Below are 15,376 nucleotides of genomic sequence, written 5' to 3'. Positions count from 1 at the left end.
GCGGCCGAGGACCCCCGATAAAAAAGGTGCTACATGAAATCCGCAATCCCTGACTGTTTGTTCTTGTCGTTTTCGAAAACAGATTCGAGGCTGCGCTCCAGAACTTCGAGCCGCTGTTTGGTGTACTCCCGGCAGCCGAACTCCTCGGCGACGTGGATGGCAGTGTCCATATACTTGTTCACGGACCCGCGGTGGACCGTGAGGTTGACGCGGCCGCCGCACTCCCGACAGTCGCCGGTCAGCGGCATCCGGCGGTACTTCTCGCCGCAGTCGAGACACCGCGTCTCCTGTCTGGCAAATGCACGAAGATTCCCGATCAGATCCGGGAGGAAGTGGTACTCGATGACCCGCTCTGCGACGTCGGTTTCGTCGACCGCGCGGAGCTTCCGCGACAGCGCCAGTTGGGCGTCCATCTTGTCCATCATCGAGTCCAGCGTCTTGTACGCCGACAGGTCCGGCCCCAGGGCGATGTTGGAGGTGTCGTGCGTGTGCTCGAAGCCGCGGTATTCGTCGTCGGTGCCCAGCGTGTCCTCGCCGAGTTTGATCAGATCTGCGACCTCCTCGGGATCCGTAAGCTCCCGCGTCGCCTCGTAGAATTCGAGCGGGTACTCCCGGACGATGTCCATATTGTGCGCCTCGTCGTCGATCTCGCTGGGATCGATGCGGGAGGACATCACCAGCGGCGCGTCCATCTGCCCGCCGCGCTGGTCCGGGAGATACTGCTTCGAGAAGTTCAGTAGACCGTCCATCAGCAGCATCACGCAATCCTCGTCGCCATCGCACTGTGCGGCGTGTATATCATTTGATACGAGCGTGTGGGTGTCCTCGACGGTCAGACAGTACGTGTGACCGACGCCGCTCTCGACGTACTCGACAGCCGCGACTGTGTCGGTTCCGTGACCTCCATCGGCGTACGCCTGCTCGGGCGGTGATCCCCCGGCCTCGCCGGTGTTCACCGCTCCATCGAGACGGACTGGCGGGTCCGACGGTACGGAGAGACGGTCGCCAGGCTGCAACGCCGTAACCTCGACTTTCTCGACGAGTCCGTCCCACCTGCAGAGTCGGTGATCCGGCGTCACCGTGATCTCCCGCCCGCTCTGCGTCTCCACCCGCACCAGATGCTCCGGCGCGACGTGTTTCGACACCGCCTCGACTTGCCGCAGCACTTCCTCCCCCTCTTCGGTCACCGAGGGAACGAACACGTCGCCGTCGAGTTCCTGTACGAGCGTCCCGAAGTCGTCAGTTTCCGGATCGTCGAGCCGTGGCTCAACGAGATCCCGGATCGGCTCGTGGTGCCACTCGTCGGCCTCGTCGCGGTACCAGACCTTCGTCTCCGGATGGAAGCAGTTCCGGCGCTTCGCGGCGTGAAAGTACGGATGCGCGTAGCCGACCGCCGCGGAGGTGAAGCCGACCACGCGGCCGACGACCGCCGCCGACGTGTGCGGTGCCATCCCGAAGACGAGTTCGCCGACGAGGTCGTCGCGCTCCTCGACCTCGTAGAAGGGCGGGAGGTCGTAGAACTGCTCTAAGAGGTCGTCGACGAAGTCCGCCGTCTTGAGCATATGCTCGGCGGCGCCATCGGAGAGGACGATGTCCTGCACTTTCAGTTCGACCAGCTGGTCGTCGAACTGCAGCGGTTCGCCGTCGATGTCGGTCTCGTAGCCGAGTTCGCGGAAGTGCTCGGCCGTCACGTCGAGTTCTGACGGTCGGACCGACGTCACGGGCAGGTCCGTCATATCGTAGCGGACCGTGCCGTCCTTGAACGACGTGACGCCGTTTTTCGCGCGCAGGACGCCCTTCTGCATCGGCTCTGGTGTCTTGTTTGCGGAGGTCAGCCCCTTGACGCCCTTCAGGATGTCGTAGGCCGACTCGCGTTCCCCGACCGACTCCAGGGCCGCCCGGTACGCCTCGCCGACGTCGATCGAGAACCACTCGGGGCTCCTGACGTCGCGGTCGCAGCGGTCACAGTGAACGCGCCCGGCGTCGTCGGGTTCGACGACGCTACCGCACTCCTCGCACTCGTAGTACGGTTCGGTGTGAGCGCTACAGTCCGGACAGGTCGTCCGGTAGGTGTGGGTATCGCAGTCCGGACAGACGCGGTCTCCCACCTGGACGTCGACGACGCCTCGGCGGCCCTCGTCGTCTCTGGCCCGGGCGGCCTTGCCGACGTCGCGCTGGCTGCCGCCGGCCTCGCCGATGGGAAAGAGCGTGTGCACGGCCGGCGAGAGGTCTCTCGACTCCGATTTCTCGGGGCGGCCCATCCGGTTGCCGATGCGGGTTGGGGCGCGCTCCCGAATCTCGAAGGGAGCGACCTCGTTGACCGCCCGCAACGCGCTCTCGCCGTCCGCCCACTCGCGGGCGGCCGGCGTGAGGTCGCTTTCCGCCCAGGATCGTTCGAGGGTTGGCCCCGGGTCGAGACCGGTGAACCCCAGCGAGCGGACCAGCAGCCGCCACTCGGGGATCCGGATGGTCTCGTCGTCCTGGGTGTGTTCGACGAGCAGGGTTTCGAGCGTCTCGGCGACCGGTTCGGTGTTGGGGATCGCCAGGACGCCGTCGCCGCCGTTCGGATCGCTTCCGGGATCACCCACTCGTCCGGCTCCGCCCTCCGCGTCGGCGAGGCCGCCGTCGGCCTCCGCAGCGAGCACGCGCCCGGCGTCGACAGCGTCGGCGAGGCCGAGGAACTGCTCGACGGAAATGTCGTGCCACAGATACGTGTAGTCGGGGTGCAGCGGGCAGTCGTACGCCGTCGCCCACTCGAACGCCTCGGCGGGCGTCGGGTGTTCGAGGTCGACCGCGGGGTCGTCGTCGAGCGCCTGGACGGGCGCGCCGGCCGCCTCGAACGCCTGCACCCACCACTCGTAGACGTACGACGCGGGGACGAGCGGGTGGTTGTTCTCGACGAACTCGCCGAAGTTCACGAGGTACTCCCCGAGATCGAGGATCTTCTCGACGCCGTTTCTGACTGCCAGCGCCTCCGCGGGGTCGTCGATCCGCCGGACGTCGCCGTTGGCAAGTCTGACGGTCGGCCCCTCGATCGAGTCGACCGGGACGACGCCCGCGGCCTTCCCGGGTCGTTCGGTCTTGATCTGGGTCCCGGTCGCGAGGAAGTCGTCGACGAGGTGCATCGTCGCCGGGTGAACGCCGGCGGTCGCGAAGCCGTGGTTGCGCGAACGGCCGTAGCGGAGGCGAAAGCCGCCCTCGGCGCTCGGATGGCCGAAGACGGGGCGGCCGGCGATGAGGTCCCGGAGGAACTTCGAGGAGGGGTCGGGCTGGCGCGGGCCATCAGCCCCGTCCCCCTCGTCACCGTCGGTTGCGTCGCCGTCGCCGACAGCGGCGTCGCCTTCCTCGCCATCGCTCGCATCGGTCTCACCGGCCGTCTCGTCAGCCGCCGATTCGGCCGAATCCTCGCCGATAGTGCCGTCGATGAGGTCCTGGAGCCACGGCCAGTCGACCTCGTCGAGATCGCGGGTGTACCGCTGAATCTTCGGCGCTTTGAGCGCGATCCCCTCCGCGAGGACCAGACACATCCCGCCCCGGGCGGCGTTGGTGTCGACGCGTTCGAGGTCGCGGAAGCCCGAGACCTCCTCGTCGCTCGTGGCCTCCCCGTCGAGCATGATCGGCATATGCTCGGCGATGAACCTCGTTTCCTTGTCCTTCGGTGTGTACTGGAGGCCGGTCTCCTTGTCGTAGAGACCGATCTCCTCGGCGTAGCGTTCGATTTCGTCTGTACGCGCCCGAAATTCCTCGATTCCGAGGAGCGATCGGGCGTAGTCGGCGACGAGCACCGAAAGCGCCTGGGCGGTGCCGCCGGCCGAGCGGATCGGCCCCGCGTAGTAGACGTTCACGAACTCCGTGCCGTCGTCGTTTTCGAGGATCTCGACGCGGTCGATGCCCTCGATCGGCGCGGCGACGACGCCCTCGGTGAGGAGTGCGACGGCCGTCCGGACCGCGCCCTCGATCTTCCCCGCCCGACCCTCGTAGTCGCCGACGGTCCCCTCGACGAAGTCGGTGACGAGTTCGAGGGCGGCCTCCTCGCGGGACATCTCGCCTTCGAGTTCGCGGACGCGCTCGGCGACGCCCCCGATCCCGAGGATGTTCTCGACCCGGTCGGCCATATCCTTCGCGACCGGGATCTCGACCTCGGGTTCGGGGTCGTATCCCCGGCGCTTCGCTCGTTCGGCGCGGTCGAACGCCTCGTCGAGGCGGGATTCGAGCCGCTCGAAGTACCGCTCGTCCTCGGCGCGCACGGCTACAGCCAGAGGTCGAGGTCTGTCGTCTCGTCGTGCTCGCGTTCGAGCGGCTCCTCGAACGCCCGCAGGTACACCTCGCCCGCGAAGACCGTCGCGGCGTTGAGATGCCCCGCCAGCGACTGGCCGCTTGGCCGCGAGAGGACCGCGTGGGTGTGGGCGAAGCGCTCGTCATCGAGGAAGGAGACGTTCCCGACGCAGGCGGCGACTTCGAGCGGTTCCTCGAACGTCACCGACCGATACTCCATCTCGTCTTGGTCGTAGAACCACACCTCGGCGTCCTGGACGGCCCCCATCGCCCCGAACCACGCGGCGTCGATGTCTTCGAGCGCGGCGAACTCCTCGATCTCCGTGCGCCAGTCGGCCCCCGTCTCGAGTCGCAGCAGGAACTCCCGACTCGTGTCGACCTCGCGGTAGTGCATATCCGACCCCTCGTGAGACGCGGACAAAAGCGCTGTGTTCGCCGGGGTCGACGACAGGGGGTCGGTCACCGACAGGGGGAGTCGACGACTGGGGGTCGGTCGACTCGCGGGCGGACACACTGATGTGGGCGCGGAACGGCCAGTGGGCGCTACCGGGCCCGAGAATTAGACCCAGTCTCGGAGCGACGGCGCCTCCGATGTCGGCATCGAGAGGTACGCGTCGTCGCGGGAGATGTCTGCGATAATGAACTCCGGCTGTGCGGGAGTGGAGTCCACCGAGGCCATCACCTCGGCGCGCGACGCGTCGGACTTTGCCGTCGCATTCGGCGTCATGTTTGGGAGTGTGTCTCATTCATACATAAACCCGTCGGATCGATGTCGCGATGGATATCACGTTTGTGTATATTCTGTGGGTGAAAACGCACGTTCTTGCAGATCTTCCGGCGATCGTGATATATATGATCGTTCCCGCTGGGTCGATCGTGTGTGTGATTGGCAGCCAACGAGCGGCAATATTGGTATGTCTCAACATACCATATTTTAGGCAGCGTATATAAATCCTTGCCAACACGGGACAGTGTATGGACGGCGACCTTCCCACACAACTCGGACCGCGGCGGATGACGCAGGTGTTCGTCGACGGGATGGCCGGCGAGACGCCGGGATTCCCGATGTCGTTCGAGGACCTGGAGGCGGCCGCGCTCGAGGCACTTTCAGGCGAGGCATACGACTACGTCGCGGGCGGTGCGGGGAGCGAATCGGCGGTCGATCGGAACCGCCAGGCCTTCGCGGACCACCGACTCCTCCCCCGGATGCTTTGGGACGTGAGCGACCGCGACCGCTCGACGACGGTCTGCGGCACCGAGTTGGCCCATCCCGTGATGCTCGCGCCGGTCGGAGTCCGCGAGGTGTGTGATACTGTCGGACACAAGTCTGTGAAGAATATCGCCGTCCCGGGCGGCGAATATCTTGAAACAGTTGTGTCCGACAGTATGAGAACTCCCTCACGGACCTCGACCTGGGGTTGGGGCTGGTGGGCTGCAGCGACGTCGACCACCCCGACGAGTCGGTGCTCGCGGGGTGGAACCTGCCGCAGGTCCGTCCGGGGGCCTTCAAAGAGTACAAGAGGTGTGGCCCAGTAAGGCGCGGTATGAACGTTGCTGACGCGATGACTCCCCGCTCGGACGTCGTTACCGCCGAACTGCCGGGGACCCGCGACGACGTACTCGAGCACCTCCAGGAACGCGGCTTCTCCTCGGTGCCGGTGGTCAAGCGGACCGACGAGGGCGAACAGTACCGCGGTCTCATCTCCCGTGAGGAACTGATCGAGCGACCCGACGAGGACCAACTGGCGGTCCTGATGCGGGAGGTTCCGACGGTGACCGCCGACACGACCGTCGAGGAGGCTGCGCGGCTGATGGTCGAAAGCGACACCCGGCGCGTGCCGGTCGTCGACGGCACGCTCGAAGGAATCATCACCGTGACCGACGTCGTCCACGCCATCGCCCGGGGCGAGGTCGACCTGGACGTCACCGCCGGCGACATCGCCACGGCGGACGTGAACACGACGTACGCCGGCACGCCCCTCCCAGTCGGCGAACGAGAGATCTACTACGCGAACGTTCCCTATACGGTCTGTCTCGACGACGAAGGGTCGATGGTCGGCATCCTCACCGAAGTCGACATCATCTCCGTCGCCCGCGTCGTCGAGGGCGAAGACGACACCGGAGACTCGGTGGCCGGGCAGGACGACGAGTGGATGTGGGAGGGGATCAAGGCCATCGGCCGGCGCTACGTCCCGACGCGAAACGTCGAGATCCCCGCCGAACCGGTCTCGAAGTTTATGTCCGACGACCTCGTGACCGTCTCGCGCCGAAAGCCCGCGGTCGAGGTCGCCCAGTCGATGATCACCGAGGAGATCGAGCAGATCCCGATGGTATCGGGCGACGAACTCGTCGGCATCGTCCGCGACGTCGATCTGCTGGAGGCGCTGTAGATGAGCGAGGAGCGAACCGAAGGCGAACGACTCGCGGAACTGGCCAAGCGCCGCGGCTTCTTCTTCGGCGCGAGCGGTGCGTACGGCGGCGCCGCCGGCTTCTACACGTTCGGCCCCCAGGGCGCGACGCTGAAATCCAACGTCGAGGAGGCCTGGCGCGATCGCTTCACCGTCCAGGAGGGGAACTTCGAGATCGAGGCGCCGACGATCATGCCCGAACCCGTCTTCGAGGCGTCGGGCCACCTCGACGGCTTCGACGATATGCTCGTCGAGTGCCCCGACTGCGGGGAGTCACACCGGGCAGACCACCTGATCGAGGACGCGACCGACATCGAGGACGCCGAGACGCTGCCGATCGCCGAGGTCGAGGACCTGCTGGTCGACCACGACGTCCGGTGTCCGAACTGTGGCGGCCGCCTCGCCGGGGAACCGGTCGACGACTTCAACCTGATGTTCGAGACGAACATCGGCCCCGGATCGTCCACGCCGGGCTACCTCCGGCCGGAGACGGCACAGGGGATCTTCGTCGAGTTCCCGCGCATCAAGGAGTACGCGCGCAACAGCCTCCCGTTCGGCGCGACCCAGATCGGCCGCGCCTACCGCAACGAGATCTCGCCGCGGAAGAGCATCGTCCGCACCCGGGAGTTCACGCAGGCCGAACTGGAGCAGTTCGTCGACCCCGAGCGCGACGAACCCGATCTCGACGCCGTCGCCGACGTCGAGGTCACCCTCTACCCGGCGACCGAACAGGAGGCCGACGACGGCGAGTATGTAGAGACGACCGTCGGCGAGGCCGTCGACGACGGGACCGTTGGCGACCCCTGGATCGGCTACTTCCTCGGCATCGCCCAGGAGTGGTACGAACACGTCGGCGTCGACACCGACCGCTTCCGCTTCCGGCAGCACCTCGCCGGCGAGCGCGCCCACTACGCCGCGGACTGCTGGGACGCCGAAAGCGAGGTCGACGGCGACTGGATCGAGATCGCCGGCTTCGCCTACCGGGGCGACTACGACCTCTCGAAGCACAGCGAGTACAGCGACGACGAGTTCACGATCTTCCGGCAGTTCGACGAACCGAAGACGGTCGAGCGCGCCGTCGTCGACCCCGATATGAGCGTCCTCGGTCCGGAGTTCGGCGGCGAGGCCGCGGACGTGCAGTCGGCCCTGGAGGAGTTGGCCGACCGCGACCCCGACGCGTTCGAAGGCGAGACCGTGACGGTCACGGTTGGCGGCGAGACGAAGACCGTCGACACCGACGTGGCGAACTTCCGGATCGAAGAGCAGACCGTCTCCGGTGAGCACATCACGCCGCACGTGATCGAACCGTCGTTCGGCGTCGATCGGACGGTGTACACGCTGCTCGCTCACGCCTACCGACAGGACGAGGTCGACGGTGAGGAGCGGACGTACCTCTCGCTTTCGCCCGCGGTCGCGCCGACCGACGTCGGCGTCTTCCCGCTGGTGTCGAACGTTCCGGACCTCGTCGACCGCGCGGAGGAGATCGTCGGGGAGCTGCGGGCTGCGGGCCTGGACGTCGCCTACGACGATTCGGGCAGCATCGGTCGCCGGTACCGAAGGCAGGACGAGGTGGGGACGCCCTTCTGTGTCACCGTCGACCGCGACGGACTCGAGGGTGCGGGCCCGGACACCGCCACCATCCGCGAGCGCGACACCGCCCGCCAGGTCCGCGTCCCGGTCGACTCTTTGGTGACGGAACTCCAGGCGGTCGAGCGCGGCGAGAAGGCGTTCGACGAACTGGTCGAGGCGTACGAACTGGTCGCGCCCGGGACGGACGCGTAGCCGGTGCCGCTCTCGCGATCCGCGGACGGCGCCCTCCTGCTCGTCGCGGGCCCCGACGGCCCGCTGCCCGATCCGTCGTCGGGGGAGTTCAAGCGACGCCTCGTCCACGCCAGTGGGACGGGGCTGCCGCTGCTCTACGTCCTCGATTTTGTGACGTGGCGGCAGTTCGGATACGTGATGGTCGCGGCGTCTGTGGTCACCGCCGTTCTGGAGTTCTTCCGGCTGGTCGTCGGCCTCGACTGGCGGATCTACGACGAACTCACGCGGCCCTACGAGCAGACGAACCTCGCGGGCTACGCGCTGTATATGTTCAGTATCACGGCCGTCGCGCTCGTGTTCGCGCCGTATCTCGCCGTGCCGGCGGCGCTGATGTTGACGATCGGTGACCCCGTCTCCGGACTCCTGGGAACGACGCGTGAGGCCGGCGAACCGAAGCGCCCGCGGACGCTCGCGGCGATGTTTTCTGTCTGTCTCCTCGTGTCGGTGCCGTATCTGGTCCCGGTCGCCGGTGTCGCGGTCGGCGGGATCGCCGCCGTTACGGCCGCGCTGGCGGCGACCGCCGCCGACGGCTTCACGCCCGTGATCGCGGGGTACGTCATCGACGACAACGCCTCGATCCCGCCGGTCGCGGCGGTCGCCGGGGGTGTAGTGTTGGCCCTGACGGGCGCCGCGCCTGTGATCGGATAGGGAAAGCACGCCGGTCAGGATAGGGAAAGCACGCCGGTCAGGATAGGGAAAGCACGCCGGTCAGCAGCCCCCGGAGGACTTTTTGTACTGTCGCGACGAAACACCGGCCGTGACGGTTTACGAGAGCGACCTTCCGGGCGTCGGCAAGAAACACGAGATCGATCTGGGGGACGGATCGCAGCTCGTCGTCGTGACCCACAACGAGGGGCGGCGCGAGGTGTTTCTGCGTCCGACACCCGAGAGCGACTCCGAGAAGCTCTTCGAGTTGCCGGACAATCTGGCGCGACAGGTCGGGACGATCCTAGAAGGGGCGTACTTCCAGCCCGTCGAGTCCGATCGCGTCAAGACGCTTCTCGGCGGCGACACCCTGCTGGAGTGGGTTGAAGTCGACGCCGACTCGCCGATCGCGGGGAAGACGCTGGGAGAGACTGATCTCCGCGCGGAGACGGGGGCGTCGGTCGTCGCTATCGAGCGCAGCGACGAGGTCATTCCCTCGCCGGGCAGCGAGACGACGATCAACGCGGGTGATACCCTCGTCGTCGTCGGCTCCAGTGCGGACTGTGCCGCGTTCGAGTCGCGCGTGACGGGCGAATAATGGCGGCAGGGCTGCTCGAACTCGGACAGGCGTTCGCCGTCCTCGCCGTCGCCGGGGTGTTCGCTCTTCGGATCGGCATCTCGGTCATCCCGCTGTACGTGATCGCCGGGATGCTCGCCGGCCCGCACGTGGCCGGCCGCGCGGGGCTTCCCTCCGTGCCACCGGGAGAACTCCTCACGATCTTCGCGGAGGTCGGGATCGTCCTCCTGCTTTTCTTCCTCGGCCTGGAGTTCAGCCTCGATCGGCTGCTGTCGGCGCGGTCGCGAATCACGCGGGCCGGGGTCGTCGACGCCGTGATCAACCTGCCGCTCGGCGTCGCGCTCGGACTCGCGTTCGGCTGGTCGCTGGTCGAGGCGCTGCTGCTCGGCGGGATCGTCTACATCTCCTCGTCGGCCATCATCACGAAGACGCTCATCGACCTCGGGTGGATCGCAAACGAGGAGGCCGAGCCGATCCTCGGAACGCTCGTCTTCGAGGACCTCTTCATCGCCGTCTATCTCGCAGTCGTCACCTCGCTGGTCCTCGGCGGCGGGGGCGACCTGGCCGGAATCGGGCGCTCGCTCGCGATCGCGTTCGGTTTCCTGGGCGCGCTCCTCGCCGTCGTCCAGTACGGGACGGGCTTTTTCTCGCGCGTGCTGGACGTCGCCGACGCCGAGTCGTTCGTCCTTCGGACGCTGGGCATACTCCTCCCCGTCGCCGGGGTCGCGCTGGCGCTGGGCGTGAGCGAGGCCGTCGCGGCGTTCTTCGTCGGGATGGGCTTTGCGACAAGCGGTCACCGCGAGCGGATCGAACGGCTGCTCACCCCGGTCCGGGACGTCTTCGCGGCGGTCTTCTTCTTCTGGATCGGCGTCGGGACGGACCCGCGCCTGCTCGTCGGCGTGGCGCTCCCGCTCGCCGCGGCCGTCCTGCTAACGACGCCGGCGAAGATCATCTCCGGCTACCTGGGCGGGCGGTCCTACGACCTCTCGACGCGGCGTTCGTTACGCGTCGGTGTGGGACTGGTCCCGCGCGGTGAGTTCTCGCTCGTCATCGCGGCGCTCGCGGCCGGCGGGTCGACGACGGTGATGCAGGAGACGATTCCGGCGCTCGCCGTCGGCTACGTCCTCGTGATGAGCGGGCTCGGGACGGTCCTGATGCAGCACTCGGACCTCGTCGAGGCGGCCATCTCGCGGGTGCGTCCGGTCGATCGGGCCTGACACGGTGACGTGCGCTGGAAGCCCCCGAGTCGGCGGTGAACGGCGACCGCGTCGTGCAGTCGGACGCGGCACAGCGGCGATCACCGACGAGGGCGACACCGTCGCGATCCGCCCCCGTCCGGAGCAGTGAGCGCGTACGACGAGAACGACCCGCTGCGAGGAGAACACGCCACGGACCAGCCGGACGCTTTATTCGCCGCGCCGCGGAAGCGACGGCGATGACAGACGATACCCCACTCGTCGGCGTCGACGCGTGCCCTGCGGGCTGGGTCGCGACGGTCCGCGAGGGTGACATAGTGCGCGTCGAGACCCACGAGGCGTTCGCCGCGGTGACCGAGACCTATCCGGAGGGACCGATCCTCGTCGACATCCCGATCGGGCTGCCAAGCGGATCCAGACGCCGGTGCGACGAGGCGGCGAGCGAACTGCTCGGCTGTCGCGGCATCTCCGTGTTCTACCCGCCGAGCGAGCGCGCGATCGCACACGACGAGTACGACGCCGCCAGCGACGCCCACCGTGCGGACGTGGGCTACGGGCTCTCGCAGCAGGCATTTCACATCCGGGACAAGATCCGGGAGGTGGCCGACGTCGTCGGCGACGACTACGACGGGCGGGTGAAAGAAGCCCACCCGGAACTCTGCTTTGCCGGGCTGAACGGCCAGCCAGTCGCGTACGGCAAGTCGGGGGCGCGGGGGCGCCGCCTCCGGCGAGCGCTGCTGGCCGAAGTACTCGACGGCGCGGAACGGGCGTACGAGGATGCACTGGAGCGGTACCCTCGGAGCGCGGTCCGCCGCGACGACGTCCTCGATTCGCTCGTGCTTTCGGTCGCGGCAGCAGCGCCATCGCTCGCGACCACACCCGCAAGCCCCGACAGCGACGAACCGCGGATCTACTACCCCGGGTTCGCGATTCCCGGCCCGCCGGGGCGTCCCGAAAACGTTTAGTGCGACGCCCGGCGTCTATCACGACGATGACCGAACGCTCTCGGACGCTCGCTCGCGTTCTGCCGAGAGCGGCCGCTGCAGCCGTTTCGGCGCTACGCTCTCGGGTTGGCGCCGCTGCCGCCGTCGGCGCACGACGCCGACGACGACGGGCCCGTTAGGCCCGCTCTTACTCTTCACCCTCCGTCACGTCGATTCGACCCGAAAGCGACCAGCGTCTTTTCGACTCGCCTACAGGCATTGCTGTGGCTTAATTTCTCAACTCTAAACCGTGTAATTTATACGGAAGAGCGTCCGACTCGGAGTTATGACAAGCGTGGCACTCGCGTTCTCGGGCGGGCTCGACACGACGGTGTGCGTGTCGCTCCTGCAGGAGGAGTACGGATACGACGAAGTCGTCGGCGTCACCGTCGACGTCGGACAACCGGAGTCGGAGTTCGAGGAGGCACAGGAGACCGCCGACGCGCACGGGCTGGACCTGTACGTCGTCGACGCGAAAGACGAGTTCGCCGACCTCTGTTTCGAGTCGGTGCGCGCGAACGCGACGTACCAGGGCTACCCGCTCGGGACGGCGCTTGCGCGTCCCGTCATCGCGAACGCGATCCTCGAAGTCGCAGAGAACGAGGGCTGCGACGCGCTCGCCCACGGCTGCACCGGCAAAGGAAACGATCAGCTCCGCTTCGAGGTCGTCTGGCGCGCCTCCGACCTCGATGTGATCGCGCCCGTCCGCGAACTGGAACTCACCCGCGAGTGGGAGATGGAGTACGCCGAAGAGAAGGGCCTGCCCGTCCAGTCGGGCAACGACGGCGTCTGGTCGATCGACACGAACCTCTGGAGCCGCTCCGTCGAGGGCGGCGACCTGGAGGACCCCGCACACGTGCCCTCGGAGGACATCTACGAGTGGACCGCCGACCCCGCCAACGCCACCGAGACCGAACTCGTCGAGATCACCTTCGAGGACGGCTACCCCGTCGCCCTCGACGGCGAGGACCTGGCGCCGGTGGAACTCGTCCGTCAGCTGAACGAGCAGGCGGGCAAGCACGGCGTCGGCCGCACGGACATGATGGAAGACCGGATGCTCGGGCTGAAGGTCCGCGAGAACTACGAGCATCCCGCGGCGACGACGCTTCTGACCGCCCACGAGGCGCTCGAACAGCTCGTACTTACGAAAGACGAGCGCGACTTCAAACGCTCCGTCGACAACGAGTGGGCCCAGAAGGGCTACGAGGGCCTGGTCGACCACCCGCTGATGGGGGCGCTCGAAGGGTTCATCGCGGAGACGCAGACGCGCGTGACCGGCACGGTGACGGTCAAATTCGAGGGCGGCCAGGCCCGCGCGGTCGGCCGCGAGTCCGAGTACGCCGTCTACTCCGAGGACGCCGCGTCGTTCAACACCTCGGGCGTCGGCGACATCACCCAGAAGGACGCCACGGGCGTCGCGAAGTACCACGGCTTCCAGTCGCGCCTCGCCAACGCCGCGACGGACGCCGCCGCGGAACGCGCCGACAGCGAAGGCGACTGGGAGTAATCGATGACCCACGGCGAGGACGACCTGACGGCGGGCGATGATGAACTGACGGCGGACGACGATGAACCGACGGCGGACGGTGACGAACCGGACGCGGAGAGCGACGGCTCGGGCGTCGTCCGCCGGGACCGCTTCAGCGGCGGGCCCGCCCGGGACTTCCTCTCCAGTCTCGACGCCGACGAGCGCATCTTCGCCGCCGACCTCGCCGTCGACCGCGCCCACGTGGTGATGCTCGCCGAACAGGGTATCGTCGACGAGGCGGTCGCGGGTGAGATACTCGGCGCACTCGACGAGGTCGAGGAGGCGGGACACGGCGCACTTCCCGACGGCGAGGACGTCCACGAGGCGATCGAGACGGCCGTCGTCGACCGGGTCGGCCCCGACGGCGGGAAGATGCACACCGCCCGCAGCCGGAACGACGAGGTCGCGGCCTGTATCCGCTATCGGCTGCGCGCGGATCTCCTCGACGCGGTCGAGGGGACGGTCGCGCTCCGCGAGGCGCTAGTCGAGACCGCCGAGGACCACGTCGACACCGTGATGCCCGGCTACACGCACCTTCAGCCCGCTCAGCCCACGACTGTCGCCCACTTCCTGCTCTCGTACGAGTCAGCGGTCGCCCGCGACACCGCGAGGCTGCTCGACGCCTACGACCGGACGAACCGCTCGCCGCTCGGTGCGGCCGCCTTCGCGGGCACGCCGTTCGACATCGACCGCGAGCGGACCGCCGACCTGCTCGGGTTCGACGGGATCGTGACGAATTCGATGGACGCCGCCGCCGGCCGCGACTTCCTCGCGGAGTCGACAGCGGCGCTCGCGACGCACGCGACGACGCTCTCGGGGCTCGCCGAGGACGTCGTCGTCTTCGCGAACCGGGGCTTCGTCGACCTCGCCGACGAGTACGCTTCGACGTCGTCGATCATGCCCCAGAAGGTCAACCCCGACACCCTGGAACTCGTCCGGGCGGTCGCGGGCGACGCGGTCGGCGGCCTCACCGGCCTCCTGACGACGCTGAAGGGGCTGCCGCGGGCGTACAACCGCGACCTGCAGCGCGCGACGCCGCACGCCTGGGAGACGGTCGACGCCGTCGCGGACGCGACCGACGTCGCCGCCGGCGCGGTCGCCACCGCGGAGTGGCCGGCGTCGACCCTCGAAGCCGCCGCCGGTGAGGGTTTCTCGACGGCGACGGGCGTCGCGGACGCGCTCGCGATGGCCGGCGTGCCCTTCCGCACCGCCCACGAGGTGCTCGCGGCGGCAAGCGAGGAAGCCGACGATGGGACGCCCGACATCGACACGCTCGATACGGTCACGGTCGACGTGCTCGGCGAGTCGCTCTTCGAGTACGTGAGCCGCGAGCGCGTCGAAGCCGCCCTCGATCCCGTCGAGAGCGTCGCGAGCCGCGACTCCGCGGGAGGTCCCGCACCCGAGGCAGTGGCGGCGCAACTCGACGCGGCCGAGGCGGGAATCGAAACCGACGCCGCCGCGCTCGGGGAGCGCCGCGACGCGCTCGCGGCGGCGGCAACGGCGCTCGAATCGGAGGTGGCCGCGTATGTCTGACCGGCGGCCGCCCGACCCTGCGAGTCGCCGCCCGGGGCCGCCGCCCGGGGCGTCCCCTCGGCTGCGTTCGCGACCGTCCCCGACACGGGGACAATAACATACGAAATCAGACATCGATTTCGCACGGGCGGATCCTTCGACGTTTTCACGCCGTTAGTGGTTTCACTGATCAGTTAAGTTATCCGATAGCTTCGATGGGTTTAAGTCGCTTCCTTGCCCACCGACAGGTATGGCAGAAACCGTCACCGCGGAAGACCCGCTGACCGGAGAGGAGATCGAAATTCCCGCCGACGTCGAGGTCGGCGAGATCGTCGACAGCCCCGCGACGGGCGCCGAACTGGAGGTCGTCTCGGTCGATCCGTTGACACTCGAGGAGGCTCCCGAACTCGAAGAAGACTGGGGCGAGTGAG

At 67.7% G+C, this 15,376-nt stretch carries 13 protein-coding genes; 10 read left to right on the top strand and 3 right to left on the bottom strand.

Annotation, left to right across the window (positions count from 1 at the left end; translation table 11 throughout):
- Positions 1 to 29: 29 nt before the first annotated feature.
- The 3 genes from RJT48_RS01565 to RJT48_RS01555 all read right to left on the bottom strand — a co-directional run bounded on the left by RJT48_RS01565 (position 30) and on the right by RJT48_RS01555 (position 5,002).
- Positions 30 to 4,247, bottom strand: coding sequence for a DNA-directed DNA polymerase II large subunit (locus RJT48_RS01565; protein WP_311170472.1), 4,218 nt, complete (start codon positions 4,245 to 4,247; stop codon positions 30 to 32).
- A gap of 2 nt (positions 4,248 to 4,249) precedes the next feature.
- A complete protein-coding gene (locus tag RJT48_RS01560; protein WP_311170471.1) occupies positions 4,250 to 4,669 on the bottom strand; it encodes a PPC domain-containing DNA-binding protein in 420 nt (139 codons plus the stop codon).
- A gap of 165 nt (positions 4,670 to 4,834) precedes the next feature.
- Positions 4,835 to 5,002, bottom strand: a complete 168-nt coding sequence (locus RJT48_RS01555) for a DUF7556 family protein (RefSeq protein WP_311170470.1) — start codon at positions 5,000 to 5,002, stop codon at positions 4,835 to 4,837.
- Positions 5,003 to 5,250: 248 nt separating this feature from the next.
- Here RJT48_RS01555 and RJT48_RS01550 point away from each other — a divergent pair, with 248 nt between their 5' ends.
- From RJT48_RS01550 to lysW, 10 genes are all read left to right on the top strand, one after another.
- Positions 5,251 to 5,811: an alpha-hydroxy-acid oxidizing protein gene (locus RJT48_RS01550; protein WP_311170469.1), complete on the top strand. Its 561-nt coding sequence runs from the start codon at positions 5,251 to 5,253 to the stop codon at positions 5,809 to 5,811.
- 8 nt (positions 5,812 to 5,819) lie between these two features.
- Positions 5,820 to 6,665, top strand: coding sequence for a CBS domain-containing protein (locus RJT48_RS01545; protein WP_311170468.1), 846 nt, complete (start codon positions 5,820 to 5,822; stop codon positions 6,663 to 6,665).
- The gene (glyS, locus tag RJT48_RS01540) at positions 6,666 to 8,465 is read left to right on the top strand and encodes a glycine--tRNA ligase (RefSeq protein ID WP_311170467.1); all 1,800 of its coding nucleotides are present in this window, start codon (positions 6,666 to 6,668) and stop codon (positions 8,463 to 8,465) included. It abuts the gene before it with no gap.
- A gap of 63 nt (positions 8,466 to 8,528) precedes the next feature.
- On the top strand, positions 8,529 to 9,152 hold the full coding sequence (locus tag RJT48_RS01535) for a dolichol kinase (RefSeq protein ID WP_311170837.1): 624 nt from the start codon (positions 8,529 to 8,531) through the stop codon (positions 9,150 to 9,152).
- 109 nt (positions 9,153 to 9,261) lie between these two features.
- Positions 9,262 to 9,747, top strand: coding sequence for a cation:proton antiporter regulatory subunit (locus RJT48_RS01530; RefSeq protein WP_311170466.1), 486 nt, complete (start codon positions 9,262 to 9,264; stop codon positions 9,745 to 9,747).
- Entirely contained in the window at positions 9,747 to 10,943 is a 1,197-nt protein-coding gene (locus RJT48_RS01525; RefSeq protein ID WP_311170465.1) for a cation:proton antiporter, read from the top strand. The genes RJT48_RS01530 and RJT48_RS01525 overlap by 1 nt, the downstream gene beginning before the upstream one ends.
- Before the next feature lie 218 nt (positions 10,944 to 11,161).
- On the top strand, positions 11,162 to 11,887 hold the full coding sequence (locus RJT48_RS01520) for a DUF429 domain-containing protein (protein WP_311170464.1): 726 nt from the start codon (positions 11,162 to 11,164) through the stop codon (positions 11,885 to 11,887).
- Between the two features lie 304 nt (positions 11,888 to 12,191).
- Positions 12,192 to 13,412, top strand: coding sequence for an argininosuccinate synthase (locus RJT48_RS01515; protein ID WP_311170463.1), 1,221 nt, complete (start codon positions 12,192 to 12,194; stop codon positions 13,410 to 13,412).
- 3 nt (positions 13,413 to 13,415) lie between these two features.
- The gene (gene argH / locus RJT48_RS01510) at positions 13,416 to 14,966 is read left to right on the top strand and encodes an argininosuccinate lyase (protein ID WP_311170462.1); all 1,551 of its coding nucleotides are present in this window, start codon (positions 13,416 to 13,418) and stop codon (positions 14,964 to 14,966) included.
- Between the two features lie 229 nt (positions 14,967 to 15,195).
- Positions 15,196 to 15,375: a lysine biosynthesis protein LysW gene (gene lysW, locus RJT48_RS01505; protein WP_311170461.1), complete on the top strand. Its 180-nt coding sequence runs from the start codon at positions 15,196 to 15,198 to the stop codon at positions 15,373 to 15,375.
- The last annotated feature ends 1 nt before the right edge of the window (position 15,376 follow it).

The organism is Halobellus ordinarius (assembly GCF_031823395.1).
Taxonomy (GTDB): Archaea; Halobacteriota; Halobacteria; order Halobacteriales; family Haloferacaceae; genus Haloquadratum; species Haloquadratum ordinarius.
The sequence above is the reverse complement of the archived record's forward strand: the minus strand, read 5'-3'. Positions and strand labels throughout refer to the sequence as shown.